Raw genomic sequence first — 16,150 nt, forward strand, 5'->3', positions numbered from 1 at the left:
TTTAATTTTGCTCCTGTCTCTGCAAACCTCTCGGGGAGCCGAATCAGCTTATATGTTGCGGATTCTCGCTTCCCCCTCAAAAGGAACTATGCTGTCGACATGAGCATTCCTTCATCCTTATCCCGACGTAATTTTCTCGCCTTTGCAGGCATCGGCGCCGTTTCGACGCTTGCCGGCTGCGCTTCCACCATCGACAACGGCCCCGTTGTCAGCCCGGTACAATATACCGGCTCGCCAAGGCCGTTCCGCACTTGGTTCTCCAGCTATGATGGTGAGCAGCCGGATCCGGCCGTCATCTATGCGGCCATGGACGACGGCGGTTTCCATATCCCCCCGGTTCCCTACCAGCAGATCGACCGGCGGTTTTATCGTCAGCGTGTCGTGGATCCGACCGGCGAGGCGCCGGGCAGCGTGATCGTCAACACGACGGAGCGCATGCTTTACGTCACCGAACAAGGTGGCACGGCAATGCGCTATGGTATCGGTGTCGGCCGCGAGGGCTTTGCCTGGCAGGGCCGCGGCGTCATTCAGTGGCGCAAGAAGTGGCCGCGCTGGAACCCGCCGGACGAAATGGTCGCCCGTCAGCCGGAGCTTGTGAAGTTTTCCATTGCCAATGGCGGCATGGATCCGGGCCTGAAGAATCCGCTCGGCGCGCGTGCGCTCTATATTTTCGAAGACAAGCAGGATTCGCTTTACCGTCTGCACGGCAATCCCGACTGGCGCTCCATCGGCAAGGCCGTGTCCTCCGGCTGTGTCCGTTTGCTGAATCAGGATGTCATCGATCTTTATGATCGCGTGCCGGAGCGGGCGCCGATCCTCGTTACGAGCTGATCGAATATCATTGAAAAGGGCGCCCATTCGGCGCCCTTTTGATTTCCCCGACTTCTGAAGCCCGACTTCTGAAGAATGAGGCGGCTCCCTGCGTCGCAGGCGTCATTCCGCCGCCAGATTGACCTTCAGCTTTTGCAACTGATCGCGCAGATTGGCCATTTCAGCCATATCGCAGCCGGTCGCCTGGCCGATGGCGTCCATGATCACGCCAACCTGGCACTTCATGCCCGCACCCTTTTCCGTGAGCGAAATAATCACCTGCCGCTCGTCCTTCGGATCGCGTGCTCGGCCGATCAGGCCGGCCTGCTCGAGCCGCTTCAGCAGTGGCGACAGCGTTCCGGAATCGAGATCCAGCTTCTCGCCGATGGTCTTGACCGACAGGCAACCCTTTTCCCATAGCACGAGCATGACGAGATATTGCGGATAGGTGAGGCCGACGCGATCGAGAATTGGCTTGTAGGCCCGGTTAAAGGCGTGTGCGGCGCTGTAGACGGCAAAACAAAGCTGACTTTCCAGCCGCTTTTCCTCGTCAGATATCATGGTCTGCCCATCCGCCTTGTCCGTCATTGCTGCTCCCGCCGTTTTTCTTGTTGCAGGCATTGTCACAAATTCACCTTGCAAAATCAAATTGCAAAAAATACATATTGTGCACGATTAAATCGTGATGTATATAATTGCCATCCAACACGAAAAGGACACATGACATGCCAATTCTTTACACCACCAAAGCTTCCGCCACTGGTGGCCGCGCCGGCCATGCAGTTTCCGAAAACGGCGTCCTCGACGTCACGCTAACCGTGCCGAAGGAACTCGGCGGTGACGGCGCAACGGGCACCAATCCGGAGCAGCTCTTTGCAGCCGGCTATTCCGCCTGCTTCCTCGGCGCACTGAAATTTGTCGCGGGCCAGCAGAAGGTCAAGATTCCGGAAGACGCAAAGGTGACCGCGACTGTCGGCATCGGCCCGCGCGAGGATGGCGGCGGCTTCGGCATCGAAGTGTCCCTGGCGGTCCATATCCCCGGCATGGATAAGGCCGAGGCTGAAAAGCTTGCTGCCGCAGCGCATATCGTATGCCCCTACAGCCACGCCATGCGTACCTCGACCGAAGTGCCGGTTGCGGTTGTCTGAGGCGGATCACCGCTTACGCCATTGAAAGCTTCAGGAGCAGGGACTTTGTCTTTGCTCCTTTTCTTTTGCAAGAAATATGCTATATTTTTTCCTAGGAAAGGATGTGGCTATGACAATGGCACAGGCAATAGGCCAGGCAAAGCCCGGCGAAGCACTCGTCATCACCAAGGCGGTTGTCAATGCTGCCGAGCGGCTGGGACTGAATGCCCGCATATTGGCCGCCGTCATCGGCGTCTCGGAAGCGACGGTGTCACGGATGAAGCGGCAGGATCATTTGCTGGAGCGCAACAGCAAGCCGTTCGAGCTCGCCGTGCTTTTCGTTCGTCTCTTCCGTTCGCTTGACGCCATCGTGGGGGGCGACGAGGCTGTGGCCCGCCAATGGCTGCGCAACGGCAATCTCGCCTTCGGCGCAGCGCCCATCGACAAGATCATTTCGATTTCTGGTTTGACCGATGTCCTTGCCTATCTGGACGCCCGCCGCGCTCTCATCTGAGGCAAGGGCCATTTCCGGCCGTTATTGGCGGCTGGTGGAAGCGCAGCATCAGGTCTCGACGCTGAAGCTGGTGGATACGCTTGAGGAGCAGGTGCTTCTCGAAAGTCTGTTGGAGGAGAGCAAGCCGGTCTTGCCGCCGGAATGCGCCGGTCTCGACTATCTGCTCGCCACACCCTTTCGCTATGGCGCGGTCTATCCGCACGGCTCTCGTTTCCGTCGCGCCGGCCGCACGCTCGGCGTTTTTTACGCCTCTGAGCGGGTGGAGACGGCCTTGGCGGAAATGAGTTTCTACAGGCTGCTGTTTTTCCGGGACTCCCCCGACACGCCGCTGCCGGCCAATGCCGCGGAATACACTGCTTTTGCCGCGGTGATCGCCACGAAGACAGCGATCGACCTGACCATGCCTCCCCTGGATCGCGACCGGCAGCACTGGGCCGATCCGGTCAACTACGAGGCATGCCAGTCGCTCGGCGAGGCGGCGCGCGCCGGGGGCATCGAAGCGATCCTCTATCGATCCGTTAGGGATCCTGGGGGCGGCAGGAATATCGCACTCCTGACCGCCAGGGCCTTCTCTGTGCGTGAGCCGGTGGAGCGTCAGACCTGGCGCATCCGGCTGTCGCGCGTCGGCGTGCAAGCGCTCTGCGAATTCCCCCGGCGTCGCATCGGCTTCGAAAGGCAGGATTTCGATCGCGATCCCCGGCTGCCGGCGCTGCCGTTCAGAGCAGACTAGCAAGGTCGCGGCGCAAACGGTCGCCATTGCCGTCGGGCAGCCGCTCTTCGAGGGCCGCATGCGTTGTCTTCCAGACCGGCACGGCGGCGGCAAGCGCTGCCTTTCCGGACGGCGTGAGGCTGAGAAGACGGGCTCTTCGGTCTTGGGGATTGGGCACGATGTTGATCCATCCGCGCCGTTCCAGCGGCTTTAAGGCCGCCGTCAGCGTCGTCTGATCTATTGCGAGCAATGCTGTGACCGATCCCATGGATGCCGGCGCCGGCCGGTTCAGGGACATCATCAGAGAGAATTGGCCGTTGGTCAGCCCAAAAGGCCTCAGCGCTTCGTCAAAACGACGGGCAAGAGCGCGCGCCGCCCGCTGCACATGCAGGCAAAGGCAGGTATCGCGCACTAACAGTGTGGTTTCAAAGGGGATTTCGACTGCGTTTGACATGATTAAATAATATTGATATCAATATATTTGTCAAGATTTGGGGATAAAAACGCCGGAGGAGGGCGCTGACAATGAACCAGGTCGTTTCCAGGGAAGTATGGCTCGAAGCCCGCCGACAGCTGCTCGCCAGGGAGAAGGAGGCCACGCATCTTCGCGACCGCATCAATGCGGAGCGCATGGCCTTGCCTTGGGTAAAGGTCGATAAAGATTATGTTTTTGACACGTCGGCAGGCAAGAGGACGCTTGCGGATCTCTTCGATGGCCGCAGCCAGCTGATCATCTATCACTTCATGCTCGGCCCGGATTGGGATGCCGGCTGCCCGGGTTGCTCCTTTCTCGCCGATCATTTCGATGGAGCGCTTCCGCATCTCAATCATCATGACGTCACGCTGGTCGCCGTGTCGCGTGCGCCGCTGGAGAAGGTGGAAGCCTACAAGAAGCGCATGGGCTGGAATTTCCCCTGGGTGTCGTCCTTCGCCAACGACTTCAATTTCGACTACCACGTCTCCTTCACGAAGGAGCAGCTCGCCGGCGAGAAGGTCTTCTATAATTTTACGCCGATGGATTCGGCTGAAGGCTTTGATGAGCTTCCTGGCCTCAGTGCCTTTTACAAGGATGAAGCCGGCAATGTCTTCCACACCTATTCGAGCTATGCCCGCGGCCCCGAGGAGCTGATCGGCACGCTGATGATCCTCGACCGCGCTCCCAAGGGACGCAACGAGGACAGCACGATGAACTTCGTTCGTCGCCATGACGAATATGAGGATGTGGCGAAGGCGGATTCCTGCTGCGATTGAGGCGTGTGAGGCTGCCGAATTCATGCCGTGCGGCGCCAGGGGTCGAATTATTGCGCTTGGTGCCTAGTTAACATCTGGAGCCCGCTTGCCGAGGAACGACGGATCGACCGATTGACCATCGTGCGGTCGTCATTTTCATCGGCCATGATGCGCTTGTGCCGACATCGGGCTCAGGACGAGACGGATGACCGCAACAATCACAATAGGGAGAGCGATACCATGGCTGAGAAGGGATATTTTGTCTGGTACGAGCTGATGACCACCGATATGAAGGCGGCCGAAGCTTTCTATACCAAGGTTGTCGGCTGGGATGCCGCGGATGCCGGCATGCCGGAAGTCGGCATGGATTATACGCTGTTCAGTGCCGGCGCAGGCCCTGTCGCCGGTTTGATGATCTTGCCGGAGGGGGCAAAGGCCATGGGCACGCCGCCTTGCTGGACCGGCTATATTGGCGTTCCCAATGTCGATGAGGCGGCAAAGACGGTCGCTGCCAAGGGTGGCAAGATCTATCGCGAGCCGACGGATATTCCAAGCGTCGGCCGGTTCGCCGTCGTCTCAGATCCCTACGGCGCCGCCTTCTGCCTCTTCACGCCGCTGCCGGGCCAGGATTGGGAGCCCGCGGCGCCCGCTACCCCGGGTTATTTTGGCTGGCACGAGCTCTATGCCGGCGACGGCCCGAAGGCATTCGATTTCTACAGCGAGATGTTCGGCTGGGAATTGAGTTCCGATTTCGACATGGGGCCGATGGGCAAATACAAGATCTTCAAGATCGGCGACCGGGACTTCGGCGGCATCATGACAAAGCCGGCGGAAATGCCGATGCCGACCTGGAATTTCTACATCAACGTCCCGGCGATCGATGCGGCGATCACCCGCATCACCGAAGGCGGCGGCAAGATCGCCAACGGCCCGATGGAGGTTCCCGGCGGCAGCTGGATCGTCCAGGCCACCGACCCGCAAGGCGCGTTCTTCTCTCTGGTCGCTCCGGCGCGCTGATCTTTACCCTCCCTTGAGGGGGAGGGTAAGCTTCTACCGCTTGAGGCTGCCGAGGATGCCTCGAACCAGGGCACGCCCGACCTGCGTGGCGACCGTGCGCGCCACGCTCTTCAACGCCGCTTCCATGATGGTTTCGCGCTGATAGCCGGAACGGCCGCGACCCGCGGGCTTGTTGCTGTCTCCGCCGAATCCGGGCAGCGTCCAGCCATCGCCCGCGCTCTCGTTCTGGGGCGCGGCTGCCTTGCTCGCACGTTCCGCCAGGATTTCATAGGCGGATTCGCGGTCGATCGTCTGGTCGTAGACGCCGGCGACCGGGCTGGCATTGATGATGGCCTGGCGCTCGGCGTCGCTGACCGGCCCGATACGGCCGGACGGCGGACGGATCAGCGTGCGCTCGACGATCGACGGCGCACCCTTGCCCTCCAGCATCGACACGAGCGCTTCGCCGGTGCCGAGCGTGGTAATGACCGTGGCGCAATCGAAAGCGGGATTGGGCCGGAATGTCGAGGCGGCCGTCTGCACGGCCTTCTGCTCGCGCGGCGAATAGGCGCGCAGGGCGTGCTGCACGCGGTTGCCGAGCTGCGCCAGCACCGTCTCGGGCACATCGAGCGGGTTCTGCGTGACGAAATAGACGCCGACGCCCTTGGAGCGGATGAGGCGCACCACCTGCTCGACGCGCTCGATCAGCACCTTCGGCGCGTCGTTGAAGAGCAGGTGCGCCTCATCGAAGAAGAAGACCAGCTTCGGCTTTTCCGGATCGCCCACCTCGGGCAGTTCCTCGAACAATTCGGAGAGCAGCCATAGCAGGAAGGTGGCATAGAGGCGCGGGTTCATCATCAGCTTGTCGGCTGCCAGCACCGAAACCTGGCCGTAGCCGTCGTTGCTGACCCGCATGATGTCGGAGATTTTCAGCGCCGGCTCGCCGAAGAAGTTTTCGGCACCCTGCTGCTCCAGCACCAGCAAGGCCCGCTGGATCGAGCCGACGGAGGATTTCGAGATCAGGCCGAACTTGCTGGAAAGCTCGGTGGCATTCTCGCCCATATAGTTCAGCAGCGCCTGCAGGTCCTTGAGATCGAGCAGCGCCAGCCCGTTTTCATCGGCGATCTTGAAGGCAATGTTGAGCACGCCTTCCTGCGGCTCGGAGGCATCCATCAATCGGGCCAGCAGCAGCGGTCCCATCTCGGCGATGGTCGTGCGCACGCGATGGCCCTTTTCGCCGTAAAGATCCCAGAAGATGACCGGAAACCGATCGAACTCATAGGGCGACAGGCCGATCTCTTCGGCCCGCTTCATCAGGAAATCCTTGGCCTCGCCCTTGGCGGCGATGCCGGAGAGGTCGCCCTTGATATCGGCGCAGAATACAGGCACGCCGGCCTTGGAAAACCCTTCCGCCAGCACCTGCAATGTCACCGTCTTGCCCGTGCCGGTCGCGCCGGTGACGAGGCCGTGGCGGTTGCCGAATTTCAGCGTCAGGAACTCGTCCTTGTTGATGCTGTCATCCGGATTGCGGCTCGCGCCGACGAAAATCTGTCCATCCTGCTGCGGCATGGTGTCGTCTCCCTTAGAGCATGATGCCGAAAAGTGTCACCGGTTTTCGGACGACATCATGCTCTACCTATCTGATTCTAGTACCGGATGATTTTGGATCGATTCGATCCAAAATCATCCGGTACTAGGGCGGCGGCACAGCAGCCTTTTTCGGGCTGCCAGGGCCATTCATCGATTTGTCCTGACACCGTTATAAGAACTGACTTGAATGGGGACAACCATTCGCGTCGTGGTTATGCTTCTGGTAGCGTAATGACCTCTGGCGCGGCTTGTGCCGGTTGCGCCATTCAGTTACGTTGACGTTAACGTCGTAAAAGGCAGGAGGCCACAGTGAACGAAGTTATTGATCAGATCGCGACCAAAGCCGGCATCGCTCCCGACCTCGCGGAAAAGGCCGTCGGCATGATTCTCGGCTTCCTGCAGCGCGAAGCTCCGGATGGTCCCGTCACCAAGATGATCGAATCCATTCCCGGTGCCACCGATCTCGTCGCGCAATATAACGGCGAGGAAACCGGCGGCGGCCTGCTGGGTGGCCTGCTCAGCGCCGTCGGTGGTGGCGGCGGCTTGATGGCGCTCGGCCAGCAGCTGATGAGCAGCGGTCTCAGCATGGGCGAAATCAGCTCGCTTGCCAAGGAGACGATCGCAACCGCGCGCCAGCATGCCGGCGACGAGGTGGTCGACCAGGTCGTCAATTCCGTCCCAGGCCTGCACCAGTTTATCTGAGGTCTGGGAAACGTTCTTTCGGGAGCTGAGAGCCGCCAACGGTTCGATCGAGTTTCGGCCCCGAAAATGTGCGGACGGAGCCTGCCGCATCGGCGCTCGTTCCTTCAATCTTCCGGCCTTCGCCCTGACATGGGCGAGGGCCGTCGCTTTTTTGGGGAAATCGCTTCATGCCGGTTGGTTCCATCTCTTCGCTTGTGCCCATGGGACAAGGCCATCAATTCGTTCTCTATGGCGATTCCTGTTCAGGCATCCCCGGCGCGCTGCATGAAGGGACGTTTGCGGCGGTGAATGCGGTCGTGCGCCGCCTCGATCCACCGCCGGAATTCATTCTGTTTCCGGGAGACGAGATTATCGGGTTAACGGCGGATCCGGAAGCATTGCGGGCGCAATGGCGGCATTGGCTCGATCAGGAAATGGCATGGCTCGATCGAAGCAATACGCCGCTCTGGCATACGACCGGCAATCACACGACCTACAGCGAAATGAGCGAGCGGATCTTCCGCGAGGTGCTGCAGCTGCCGGAAAATGGGCCGCCGGGGCAAGAGGGGCTGTCCTACTGGGTTCGCCGCGGCGATCTGCTGCTGGTCTTCGTGCATACGCTTTGGACCGGTCTCGGCGGCGAAGGGCATGTCGAAACGGAGTGGCTGGAGGCGACGTTGAGGGCGCACTCCGATGCCAGGTACAAGATCGTTCTCGGCCATCATCCGGTTTTTCCGGTCAATGGCTATTCCGGCGCATACCAGCGCGAAATCGGCCACGAATATGCCAAGCCGTTCTGGGACCTCCTCGTTGAGGCCGATGTTCTCGCCTATGTCTGCAGCCATATGCTGGCCTTCGACGTGCAGGTTCATCGCGGCGTGCTGCAGCTTTGTACGGCCGGGGCGGGGACCGCCCATAGGATGCCTGAAGGCGTGGAATACCTCCACTGCATCCAGGCGGCGCTGGATGCCGAGGGATTTCGCTACCAGGTACTGGATACCGATGGTGCCGTCCGTGAAAAGCTGCAATGGCCTTTCAAATCGGCTGAAACTTGGCGGGAGCTGTCGCCCGGATTGCATGATGCCGAGTTTGGCGGTCTCAAGGGCGCCAACTCCATCGTTCACCTCAAGATCACGGGGCACACGGCGGACGAAGCGTCTGCGCCTGCGCAAACCCTATTCTCCGCCTTCGATCCCGCAAGCATCGCCCCGGTGTGGCTTGGTTTGCGTGGCCCGTGCCAAACGCTGACCTTGATCCTCGGTCGCGACCCCGGCCGCAGCCCGCATTATTGGTTCGGGCCGGATCTTGCACCCGGTCGTCCGTTCGATATCGATGTCGCTCTGCATGCGGGCATGGGGCCAGGCGGTATGCTCTATCGCACGCCCAGCGACCGTGGATGGAGTTCGCTCAAGGGCGCCTCTGCAACCGGTCTTGAGCGCACCGTCTGGCCGAAACAATGGAGTGTCGGCCATGGTCAGGGCGGCGCTCCGGACCGCCCCTTCACAGGCAAGGATTTGGCTATCCAACTTGCAGTATCGGCGTGATCGCTCCTGCTGCCGCCGAAGTTTTTCCGTTTCAAACCCTTCTGCCGCTTGGCGTCGCCCCGTCGATCTGATGCCATTTGCGGCCGTCGCGTTCGATGAGTTCGTCGGCGCAGGCAGGACCTGTGCTGCCGGGGGCATAGAGGTCGGGCTTGCCGCCTTCCGCCCAGAGATCGAGGAAGGGCTGCACGGCCGCCCAGCCGGCTTCGATGCCGTCGGCGCGCTGGAACAGGGTCTGGTCGCCGACGAAGAGTTCGTAGAACAGGCTTTCGTAGCCGGTCTGCTTGCCGATGTCGAAACTATCGGCATAGCGGAAGTCGAGCGAGACCGGCGCCGTTTTCAGCACCAGCCCTGGCGACTTGATGGAGATTTCCATGTCGAGCCCCTCGTCGGGCTGCACCTGGATGATGAGCCTGTTCGGCGGCAGCTCGGGCCGGGAGCCGTGGCGCGGGAATTGCGCGAAGGGCACCTGCCGGAAGGTGATGACCACTTCCGTATCGCGTGCCTTCATCGCCTTGCCGGTGCGCAGATAGAAGGGCACGCCGGCCCAGCGCCAGGTGTCGACGAATAGCTTCAGCGCCACAAAGGTTTCGGTATTGCTGTCCGGTGCGACATCCGCGGTCTCGGTAAAGGCAGGCAAATCCCTGCCGGCAATAGGGCCGGCGGCATAGGCGCCGCGCACGCCGTTCTTGGCCGCTTCCTCGCGCGAGTAGAGACGCAGCGCTTTCAGCACCTTGCCCTTTTCGTTGCGGATCGATTCGGCGTCGAAGCTGTTGGGTGGTTCCATCGCCACCATCGCGAGAAGCTGGAAGAGATGGTTGGGCACCATGTCGCGCAGGGCGCCGGTCGCATCGTAGAACTTGCCGCGCGTGCCGACATCGACCAGCTCGGCCGCCGTGATCTGCACGTGGTCGATATAGTTGTTGTTCCACAAGGCCTCGATCATCATGTTGGCGAAGCGCGTCGTCATGATGTTCTGCACGGTTTCCTTGCCGAGGAAATGGTCGATGCGATAGATCTGGCTTTCCGCGACATGATTGAGAAGCCGCGCATTCAGCGCCTGTGCGGAGGCAAGATCGTTGCCGAAGGGCTTCTCGATCGCGATGCGGCGGAAGGCGCCGGTCGCCTCGTTCATCAGCCCGTTTTCGGAGAGCTTTTCGGCGATGTCGCCGAAGAAGCGCGGCGGCACGGCAAAATAGAAGGCCGCATTGGCGCTCGGCGAATGCGAGAGATGATCCGTGATCTCCTTGTAGACGCCATTCTGGGTGAAGTCGCCGGAGATGTAGCTGATGCGCTTGCGCAGGCTTTGCCAGGCCGCCTGCCGTTCCGCATCATCCATCTCTCCGGAAGTCTTCAGGAACGATTCCAGGCGGTCCAGAAGCATGTCGACGCCACCGGTCTCTATGCCGATGCCGAGAATGTGCAAATCCTCTCCCACAAGCCCGCTACGGGTCATGTTGATCAGCGTCGGGATCAGCAGGCGCCGGGTGAGATCGCCGGCAGCGCCGAAAATCACGAATGTCAGGGGCGGGGCGGGTGCGACGTCGGGTGTGGTCATAAGCGCATCTCCTTCTGGCGGACATAGACCAGGCCTCTGGGCGGCATCGGCTATCTCCTCGGGCCGGTTGCTGTTTCAGCTCTGGCAGCTGGTGTTCTACTGCATAATTCCTTAAATCGGAATCGATTTAAGGATAAAATTATGCAGCAGATTTAAAGTGTTACAGCGACCTTTGCGCGCCACATGTGGCGCGCGGCGCTGCAGCGCGGGCCGGCGCCGGTTGTCGATGTGATCGACGCGCCGCCGCCAGCCTGTTTTCGATATGGATCGGTTGCCTAGCTTTTCACGGCAATCAGGAAGAGCCGCGGGAATCGCAACAGCACCTTGCCGTCGACAAGCGGCGGATAGGCCCTCTCGATGTGCTTCAGATATTCGGCGGTGAAGGCATCGCGATGCTCTGCGCCGGCATGGTCGAGGTAAGGGCGCAGGCCCGTGCCCTTCACCCATTCGACGATGGCGGCTGCATTCTCCAGCACGTGATTGTAGTTGGTGTGCCAGATATCGACCCGGGCCGATTTGCCGATCAGCCTGTTGTAGTAGACCGAAGGTTCTGGCAGCGGATTGCGTCGGACACTCTTGGCCGCAAAAGAATCGCTCCAGGGGCCATGCTTGCCGGTCTCTTCCATCATCACATGGCTCTGCTCGGTCAGATTATCAGGCATCTGAACGGCAAGCACGCCACCGGGTTTCAGGCCGTCCATCAGATGATCGAGAATATCGAGATGATCGGGCAGCCACTGAAACACGGCGTTGGCGAAAAGCAGGTCCACGGGTTCTTGCGGCCGCCATGTGGCGAGATCGGCCTTGACGAAGCTCGTGCCTGGCATGCGCTTGCGGGCAGCCTCCAGCATGTTGTCGTCGCTGTCGAGGCCGGAGACGCCGGCGGCGCCATATCGTTCGGCGATCAGCTCGGTTGAATTGCCCGGGCCGCAACCGAGGTCGACGGCGCGCTCGATGCGCTCCAGCGGCACTTGCGCCAAGAGGTCTCGCGCCGGGCGCGTGCGTTCATCCTCGAATTTAACATATTGGCCGGCAGACCATGCCATGGGCATATCCTCTTCGTGGATTGTCGTTTCCCCCGCTGCGCATAGCATCGGGATATATCAGAAGCGTGTAATGACGCTGATGCCCGTGCCCTCGGCCTTGTCCAGCGACATGAGCGCGGGAACGGCCTCTTCCAGGCTGATCCTGCGGCCGATGAGCTTCTGCGGCGCGATTTTGCCGGCGGCGAGCATGTCGAGCATGGCATCGTAGCGCCAGGCCTGCATGCCATGACTGCCGTAGATTTCGAGCTCATGGCCGATGACCTGCGCCATCGGTATCTGCGGCGTCGCATCGTCGCCGAGCATGAGGCCAACCTGCACATGCCGGCCGCGCCGGCGCAGGTTCTTGATGGAGTTGAAGCAAGTGACGGGATGACCCAGCGCATCGATCGAGACATGGGCGCCGCCCTTGGTGATCTCGCGCACCGCCTCTGCTACGTCGGCAACGCCAGCGGCATTGATGGTTGCCACCGCGCCGCATTCGCGAGCGAAAGCCAGCTTCTCGTCGGAAATGTCGATGGCGATGGCATTGGCGCCGATTGCGCTGGCGATCATGATCGCCGACAGGCCGACGCCGCCGCAGCCATGCACGGCGATCCATTCACCGGGACGGGTTTTCGCCTGGTCGGCAACAGCGCGGAAAGAGGTAGCGAAACGGCAGCCGAGGCTTGCCGCCGTCGCGTCGTCGACCGTATCGGGCAGGTGGACGAGATTGGTGTCGGCATAGTCGATGGCGACAAATTCGGCGAAGGAACCCCAATGGGTGAAGCCGGGCTGGAACTGGCTGGGGCAGACCTGCTGGTTGCCGGAATGGCACTCGGCGCAACGGCCGCAGCCCGATACGAAGGGGACGGTGACGCGATCGCCGACCTTGAAGCGGACGACGCCGCGGCCGGTGGCGACAACCTTGCCGGCGAGCTCGTGGCCAGGCACATGCGGCAGCTTGATATCCGAGTCATGTCCCATCCAGCCATGCCAGTCGCTGCGGCAAAGCCCGCTTGCGCCGACCGCGATGACCACGCCGTCCTCGCCCGGCGTCGGGTCCGGCACGGTGCGTATCTCCGGCGTTGCCTCGAAGGACTCGTAATACATGGCTTTCATGGGAGTTCTCGCTGTTTCCTGACATCGGTCCGATCAATCATTTTTCCTGATGGACCCATTCGTCAAGCTGTTGTTTCGGCGCATGAAAATTGCGCTATGAATGCGGTATCGGGCGCTTTGTTGCAAATGAATTTTGCCATGCAGTTTCCGCTTGACCCTAGGATTGTGCGGTTATTTGTTCTTCGCCACCTAGAGCAATTCCAGGAAAGTGCTGAGCGATTTTCCGTCCGGAATTGCGAAGCAACAAAGAGATAGGGCGGTTCAGAGATTCCGTGAAAAGCTGAACCACTCTAAGGGAGGAAACCGTTATGGCAGTCGATACGTCACCCCGCACCACCACCTGGACCTATGTCGAAGGAGAATGGCTTTCCGGCAATCCGCCGCTGATCGGGCCGACCTCGCACGCCATGTGGCTGGGGTCGACCGTGTTCGACGGCGCGCGCTGGTTCGATGGCATCGCGCCGGATCTCGATCTCCATTGCCAGCGCATCAATCGTTCGGCTGTGGCCATGGGATTGAAGCCGCTCAAGACGGCCGAAGAGATCGAAGCGCTTGCCTGGGAAGGCATCAAGAAGTTCGACGGCGGGACGCCGATCTATATCAAGCCCATGTATTGGGGCGAGCACGGTTCTCCGGGCAGCGTCGTCGCCGTTGATGCGGAATCGACGCGTTTTGCACTCTGCCTGTTCGAGGCGCCGCTCGGCGGCACCGGCGGCATCACGCTCACGGTCTCGCCGTTCCGCCGCCCGTCACCGGAAACGGCAATGACCGACGCCAAGGCCGGTTCGCTTTACCCGAACAGCGGCCGTATGATCCTGGAAGCGAGGGGCCGCGGCTTCAACAACGCGCTGGTGCGCGACATGAACGGCAACGTCGTCGAGACGGCATCCTCCAACGTCTTCATGGTCAAGGACGGCATCGTCTATACGCCGGTTGCCAATCGCACCTTCCTTGCCGGCATCACGCGCGCCCGCGTCATGGGCCTGTTGCGCCAGGAAGGTTTCGACGTTCGCGAGGAAACCCTGTCCGTCGAGCAGTTCATGGCAGCCGACGAGATTTTCACGACCGGCAACTATTCCAAGGTCGTCAGCGTCAACCGCCTCGATGATCGTGAATTCCAGGAAGGGCCGGTGGCTCGCAAGGCATTGGAACTCTACATGGATTGGGCTCACGGCCGCAGCGCCAGCGAGGAGTGAATTTGCGGTTCCACGCGATCGATCATGTAGAATTGATCGCGTGGGACAAAGCATGTCGCCGTTACCCTGTCAGCCCTCGGGCTTCGCTTCCTTCTTCGGGTTGATCCACCAGCAATAGACGGCGCCGATCGCCAGCAGCACGCAGGTTCCGAGGAAGACGGCGCGCATGCCGATATGGCCGCCGACGAAGCCGCCGATGATGGGACCCGCCACCTGACCGACATATTGCGAGGAGATGGAAAGGCCGAGAATGCTGCCGGTGGCTGCGTCAGGCACGTTGTGCCGGATGACGGCCGTGATGCAGGGCAAGAGACCGCCGAGCGCGACGCCCATCAGGAAGCGTAGCGCGATCAATTGCCAGGCCGAGGTCACGAAAGCCTGTGGGATCAACAGCAGTGCCGCGAGGGCAAGGGCCGCCATGATGACGTTCCAGTGGCCGATACGGTCGGCAAGCTTGCCGAGCCAGGAGGCCGACAGGATGCTGCCGAGTGCCGCCGCGGCCATGACGACGCCGGAGACCATCGTCACCTGTGCATCGCTGACGAACTGCGCGACATAGACGGTTATGATCGGCTCGATCGACATATTGGCGAGCATCAGCAGCAGGCCGAGCGACAACATGGCGAAGACGGGGCGCTTGTCAGGAATGGAGGCCCAGCCGCCGCTGGCCTTCGCAGCCTTCTTCCGGGCCGTGGATTTCTCCTCCTTGATGAGAAAAGTCGTGGCAAGGAAGGTGAAGAAGATCACGCCGCCAGCAAGCAGGAAGGTGCCGCGGATGCCGATCAGCGGCGGCAGCGCGCCGCCGATCAACGGTCCGACAAGATTGCCCGCCATGATGCCGGAGGACAGAGTGCCGAGTGCCCAGGCCGAGCGATGCTTCGGCGTTTGCGCGGCCACCAGCACCATCGATCCCGAGGAATAGCCGCCGGCAAGGCCGGTAAACAGGCGCAGCGCCACCAGCTGCCAGACATTGCCGGCCATGCCCATCAGCGAAATGGCGATCGTCATGCCGAGGCTGGCGCGGATCAGCATCAGCTTGCGGCCGTAGATATCGCCGAGCCGCCCCCAGAGCGGGGCGACGAAGGCGGCGGCAAAAAAGGTGGCGCCATAGGCGATGCCGGACCATTGCACGATCGCGGCTTTATCGCTGATGCCGAGTTCCTCGACATAGAGCGGCAGGAAGGGAAGCAGCAGCGTCATCGCCACGATCGTCGTGAACGATCCGACGAGGCAGATGATCAGGTTGCGCATCCAATGAGCGGTTTCCGGCGCGGCCGGTGCTGCTGCATCCCATCTCGTCTCGGTCATTTCTCGGCCTTTGCATTCAATGTGTAAAACAGTTCCCGGCTGCCCGAGGCCAGGATATGACCTTTCGCGGCGGCGATGAGGTCGGCGCGGGTGAAGAGGTCTGGTAGGTTCAGTCGGTCGACATCGAGCGCATAAACGGTGACGTGGTAGCTGTGGACGCGCTCGTCGTTCCAGGGCGGGCAGGCGCCCATATAACCGCCATGCGGCCCGTCCTTCAAGTTGCCGCCGCCGGCGCCATTCTGGCCGCGCCGTCCATAGGCGGTGCGCTCAAGTGGCAGGCCACTGGCTGAGGGACCGTTTCCGTCCGTACCTTCGGCAAGGCCGGTGCGTGACGCCGGGATATCGGCCAGCACCCAGTGGACGAACTCCATCCGCTTGAAATCCTTTGGAATGCTCTTGTCGGCCCTGTTGAACAGCGAGAAATCCGTGGGCACGTCGGGATCGACCATGGTCAGTGCATAGGATCGCGTTCCCTTCGGTCCCTTCGACCAGGATACGGCCAGGCTCTTGTTCGGTCCGGGCGCCGACTTGTCGGATTCTGTCGAAATGCAGGAGGCGTTTTCCGGCAGCAGCATCCGGCCGTTGCTCTTGGCAAACGTCACCTTGAGATCGGCCGATAGCGCGGGCGAGGCGACGGCTGCTGCGATGACGCTGGCGCTCAGAACTTTGAGCATGGTTTTCATGATGTTACCCTTTCGCGCTTCGCTCCCGTGAGCTTTCGAGGGTTGGCTCTAACAAATTCGCAG

The 16,150-nt window shown here is 61.1% G+C and carries 17 protein-coding genes; 9 read left to right on the top strand and 8 right to left on the bottom strand.

Going from position 1 to position 16,150, the window contains the following annotated elements:
• Positions 1 to 99: 99 nt before the first annotated feature.
• Positions 100 to 831 (top strand): L,D-transpeptidase, encoded by a 732-nt coding sequence (locus HGP16_RS24585; protein WP_168842610.1) that lies wholly within the window; start codon positions 100 to 102, stop codon positions 829 to 831.
• A gap of 102 nt (positions 832 to 933) precedes the next feature.
• Here the strand turns inward: HGP16_RS24585 and HGP16_RS24590 are convergent, their stop codons facing one another.
• Entirely contained in the window at positions 934 to 1,398 is a 465-nt protein-coding gene (locus tag HGP16_RS24590) for a MarR family winged helix-turn-helix transcriptional regulator (protein ID WP_168842611.1), read from the bottom strand.
• A 137-nt stretch (positions 1,399 to 1,535) separates the two neighbouring features.
• Between HGP16_RS24590 and HGP16_RS24595 the strand changes: the two genes are divergently transcribed.
• From HGP16_RS24595 to HGP16_RS24605, 3 genes are all read left to right on the top strand, one after another.
• Entirely contained in the window at positions 1,536 to 1,958 is a 423-nt protein-coding gene (locus HGP16_RS24595; protein ID WP_168842612.1) for an organic hydroperoxide resistance protein, read from the top strand.
• A 109-nt stretch (positions 1,959 to 2,067) separates the two neighbouring features.
• Positions 2,068 to 2,451: an MbcA/ParS/Xre antitoxin family protein gene (locus HGP16_RS24600; RefSeq protein ID WP_168842613.1), complete on the top strand. Its 384-nt coding sequence runs from the start codon at positions 2,068 to 2,070 to the stop codon at positions 2,449 to 2,451.
• Entirely contained in the window at positions 2,411 to 3,181 is a 771-nt protein-coding gene (locus tag HGP16_RS24605; protein WP_168842614.1) for an RES family NAD+ phosphorylase, read from the top strand. The genes HGP16_RS24600 and HGP16_RS24605 overlap by 41 nt, the downstream gene beginning before the upstream one ends.
• Here HGP16_RS24605 and HGP16_RS24610 read toward each other — a convergent pair.
• Complete coding sequence (locus HGP16_RS24610; RefSeq protein WP_168842615.1) at positions 3,168 to 3,614, bottom strand: MarR family winged helix-turn-helix transcriptional regulator; 447 nt, start codon at positions 3,612 to 3,614, stop codon at positions 3,168 to 3,170. The genes HGP16_RS24605 and HGP16_RS24610 overlap by 14 nt on opposite strands.
• A gap of 71 nt (positions 3,615 to 3,685) precedes the next feature.
• Here HGP16_RS24610 and HGP16_RS24615 point away from each other — a divergent pair, with 71 nt between their 5' ends.
• Both HGP16_RS24615 and HGP16_RS24620 read left to right on the top strand, forming a co-directional pair.
• The gene (locus HGP16_RS24615; RefSeq protein WP_168842616.1) at positions 3,686 to 4,411 is read left to right on the top strand and encodes a thioredoxin family protein; all 726 of its coding nucleotides are present in this window, start codon (positions 3,686 to 3,688) and stop codon (positions 4,409 to 4,411) included.
• 219 nt (positions 4,412 to 4,630) lie between these two features.
• On the top strand, positions 4,631 to 5,407 hold the full coding sequence (locus tag HGP16_RS24620; protein WP_168842617.1) for a VOC family protein: 777 nt from the start codon (positions 4,631 to 4,633) through the stop codon (positions 5,405 to 5,407).
• A gap of 33 nt (positions 5,408 to 5,440) precedes the next feature.
• Here HGP16_RS24620 and HGP16_RS24625 read toward each other — a convergent pair whose 3' ends face one another.
• The gene (locus HGP16_RS24625) at positions 5,441 to 6,955 is read right to left on the bottom strand and encodes a helicase HerA-like C-terminal domain-containing protein (protein WP_168842618.1); all 1,515 of its coding nucleotides are present in this window, start codon (positions 6,953 to 6,955) and stop codon (positions 5,441 to 5,443) included.
• Positions 6,956 to 7,285: 330 nt separating this feature from the next.
• Here HGP16_RS24625 and HGP16_RS24630 point away from each other — a divergent pair, with 330 nt between their 5' ends.
• Together HGP16_RS24630 and HGP16_RS24635 are read left to right on the top strand one after the other, a co-directional pair.
• Complete coding sequence (locus HGP16_RS24630; protein ID WP_168842619.1) at positions 7,286 to 7,678, top strand: hypothetical protein; 393 nt, start codon at positions 7,286 to 7,288, stop codon at positions 7,676 to 7,678.
• A gap of 167 nt (positions 7,679 to 7,845) precedes the next feature.
• A complete protein-coding gene (locus HGP16_RS24635; protein ID WP_168842620.1) occupies positions 7,846 to 9,201 on the top strand; it encodes a metallophosphoesterase in 1,356 nt (451 codons plus the stop codon).
• A gap of 31 nt (positions 9,202 to 9,232) precedes the next feature.
• Here HGP16_RS24635 and zwf read toward each other — a convergent pair whose 3' ends face one another.
• The 3 genes from zwf to HGP16_RS24650 all read right to left on the bottom strand — a co-directional run bounded on the left by zwf (position 9,233) and on the right by HGP16_RS24650 (position 12,900).
• On the bottom strand, positions 9,233 to 10,756 hold the full coding sequence (gene zwf, locus HGP16_RS24640) for a glucose-6-phosphate dehydrogenase (RefSeq protein WP_168842621.1): 1,524 nt from the start codon (positions 10,754 to 10,756) through the stop codon (positions 9,233 to 9,235).
• 275 nt (positions 10,757 to 11,031) lie between these two features.
• The gene (gene tam / locus HGP16_RS24645) at positions 11,032 to 11,802 is read right to left on the bottom strand and encodes a trans-aconitate 2-methyltransferase (protein ID WP_168842622.1); all 771 of its coding nucleotides are present in this window, start codon (positions 11,800 to 11,802) and stop codon (positions 11,032 to 11,034) included.
• Between the two features lie 57 nt (positions 11,803 to 11,859).
• A complete protein-coding gene (locus tag HGP16_RS24650) occupies positions 11,860 to 12,900 on the bottom strand; it encodes a zinc-dependent alcohol dehydrogenase family protein (protein WP_168842623.1) in 1,041 nt (346 codons plus the stop codon).
• A gap of 308 nt (positions 12,901 to 13,208) precedes the next feature.
• Between HGP16_RS24650 and HGP16_RS24655 the strand changes: the two genes are divergently transcribed.
• Entirely contained in the window at positions 13,209 to 14,096 is an 888-nt protein-coding gene (locus tag HGP16_RS24655) for a branched-chain amino acid aminotransferase (RefSeq protein WP_168842624.1), read from the top strand.
• A 69-nt stretch (positions 14,097 to 14,165) separates the two neighbouring features.
• On the opposite strand, the gene HGP16_RS24660 is transcribed toward HGP16_RS24655, so the two are convergent.
• Together HGP16_RS24660 and HGP16_RS24665 are read right to left on the bottom strand one after the other, a co-directional pair.
• The gene (locus tag HGP16_RS24660) at positions 14,166 to 15,404 is read right to left on the bottom strand and encodes an MFS transporter (protein WP_168842625.1); all 1,239 of its coding nucleotides are present in this window, start codon (positions 15,402 to 15,404) and stop codon (positions 14,166 to 14,168) included.
• On the bottom strand, positions 15,401 to 16,087 hold the full coding sequence (locus HGP16_RS24665; RefSeq protein ID WP_168842626.1) for a YbhB/YbcL family Raf kinase inhibitor-like protein: 687 nt from the start codon (positions 16,085 to 16,087) through the stop codon (positions 15,401 to 15,403). The genes HGP16_RS24660 and HGP16_RS24665 overlap by 4 nt, the downstream gene beginning before the upstream one ends.
• Between the last annotated feature and the right edge of the window lie 63 nt (positions 16,088 to 16,150).

It is taken from the genome of Rhizobium sp. P40RR-XXII (genome assembly GCF_012641405.1).
In the GTDB taxonomy this organism is placed as follows: domain Bacteria; phylum Pseudomonadota; class Alphaproteobacteria; order Rhizobiales; family Rhizobiaceae; genus Rhizobium.

Coding starts and splice junctions, on each gene's coding strand:
- HGP16_RS24585 (WP_168842610.1), top strand. CDS start 100: ATGAGCATTCCTTCATCCTTATCCCGACGTAATTTTCTCGCCTTTGCA.
- HGP16_RS24590 (WP_168842611.1), bottom strand. CDS start 1,398: ATGACGGACAAGGCGGATGGGCAGACCATGATATCTGACGAGGAAAAG.
- HGP16_RS24595 (WP_168842612.1), top strand. CDS start 1,536: ATGCCAATTCTTTACACCACCAAAGCTTCCGCCACTGGTGGCCGCGCC.
- HGP16_RS24600 (WP_168842613.1), top strand. CDS start 2,068: ATGACAATGGCACAGGCAATAGGCCAGGCAAAGCCCGGCGAAGCACTC.
- HGP16_RS24605 (WP_168842614.1), top strand. CDS start 2,411: ATGTCCTTGCCTATCTGGACGCCCGCCGCGCTCTCATCTGAGGCAAGG.
- HGP16_RS24610 (WP_168842615.1), bottom strand. CDS start 3,614: ATGTCAAACGCAGTCGAAATCCCCTTTGAAACCACACTGTTAGTGCGC.
- HGP16_RS24615 (WP_168842616.1), top strand. CDS start 3,686: ATGAACCAGGTCGTTTCCAGGGAAGTATGGCTCGAAGCCCGCCGACAG.
- HGP16_RS24620 (WP_168842617.1), top strand. CDS start 4,631: ATGGCTGAGAAGGGATATTTTGTCTGGTACGAGCTGATGACCACCGAT.
- HGP16_RS24625 (WP_168842618.1), bottom strand. CDS start 6,955: ATGCCGCAGCAGGATGGACAGATTTTCGTCGGCGCGAGCCGCAATCCG.
- HGP16_RS24635 (WP_168842620.1), top strand. CDS start 7,846: ATGCCGGTTGGTTCCATCTCTTCGCTTGTGCCCATGGGACAAGGCCAT.
- zwf (WP_168842621.1), bottom strand. CDS start 10,756: ATGACCACACCCGACGTCGCACCCGCCCCGCCCCTGACATTCGTGATT.
- tam (WP_168842622.1), bottom strand. CDS start 11,802: ATGGCATGGTCTGCCGGCCAATATGTTAAATTCGAGGATGAACGCACG.
- HGP16_RS24650 (WP_168842623.1), bottom strand. CDS start 12,900: ATGAAAGCCATGTATTACGAGTCCTTCGAGGCAACGCCGGAGATACGC.
- HGP16_RS24655 (WP_168842624.1), top strand. CDS start 13,209: ATGGCAGTCGATACGTCACCCCGCACCACCACCTGGACCTATGTCGAA.
- HGP16_RS24660 (WP_168842625.1), bottom strand. CDS start 15,404: ATGACCGAGACGAGATGGGATGCAGCAGCACCGGCCGCGCCGGAAACC.
- HGP16_RS24665 (WP_168842626.1), bottom strand. CDS start 16,087: ATGAAAACCATGCTCAAAGTTCTGAGCGCCAGCGTCATCGCAGCAGCC.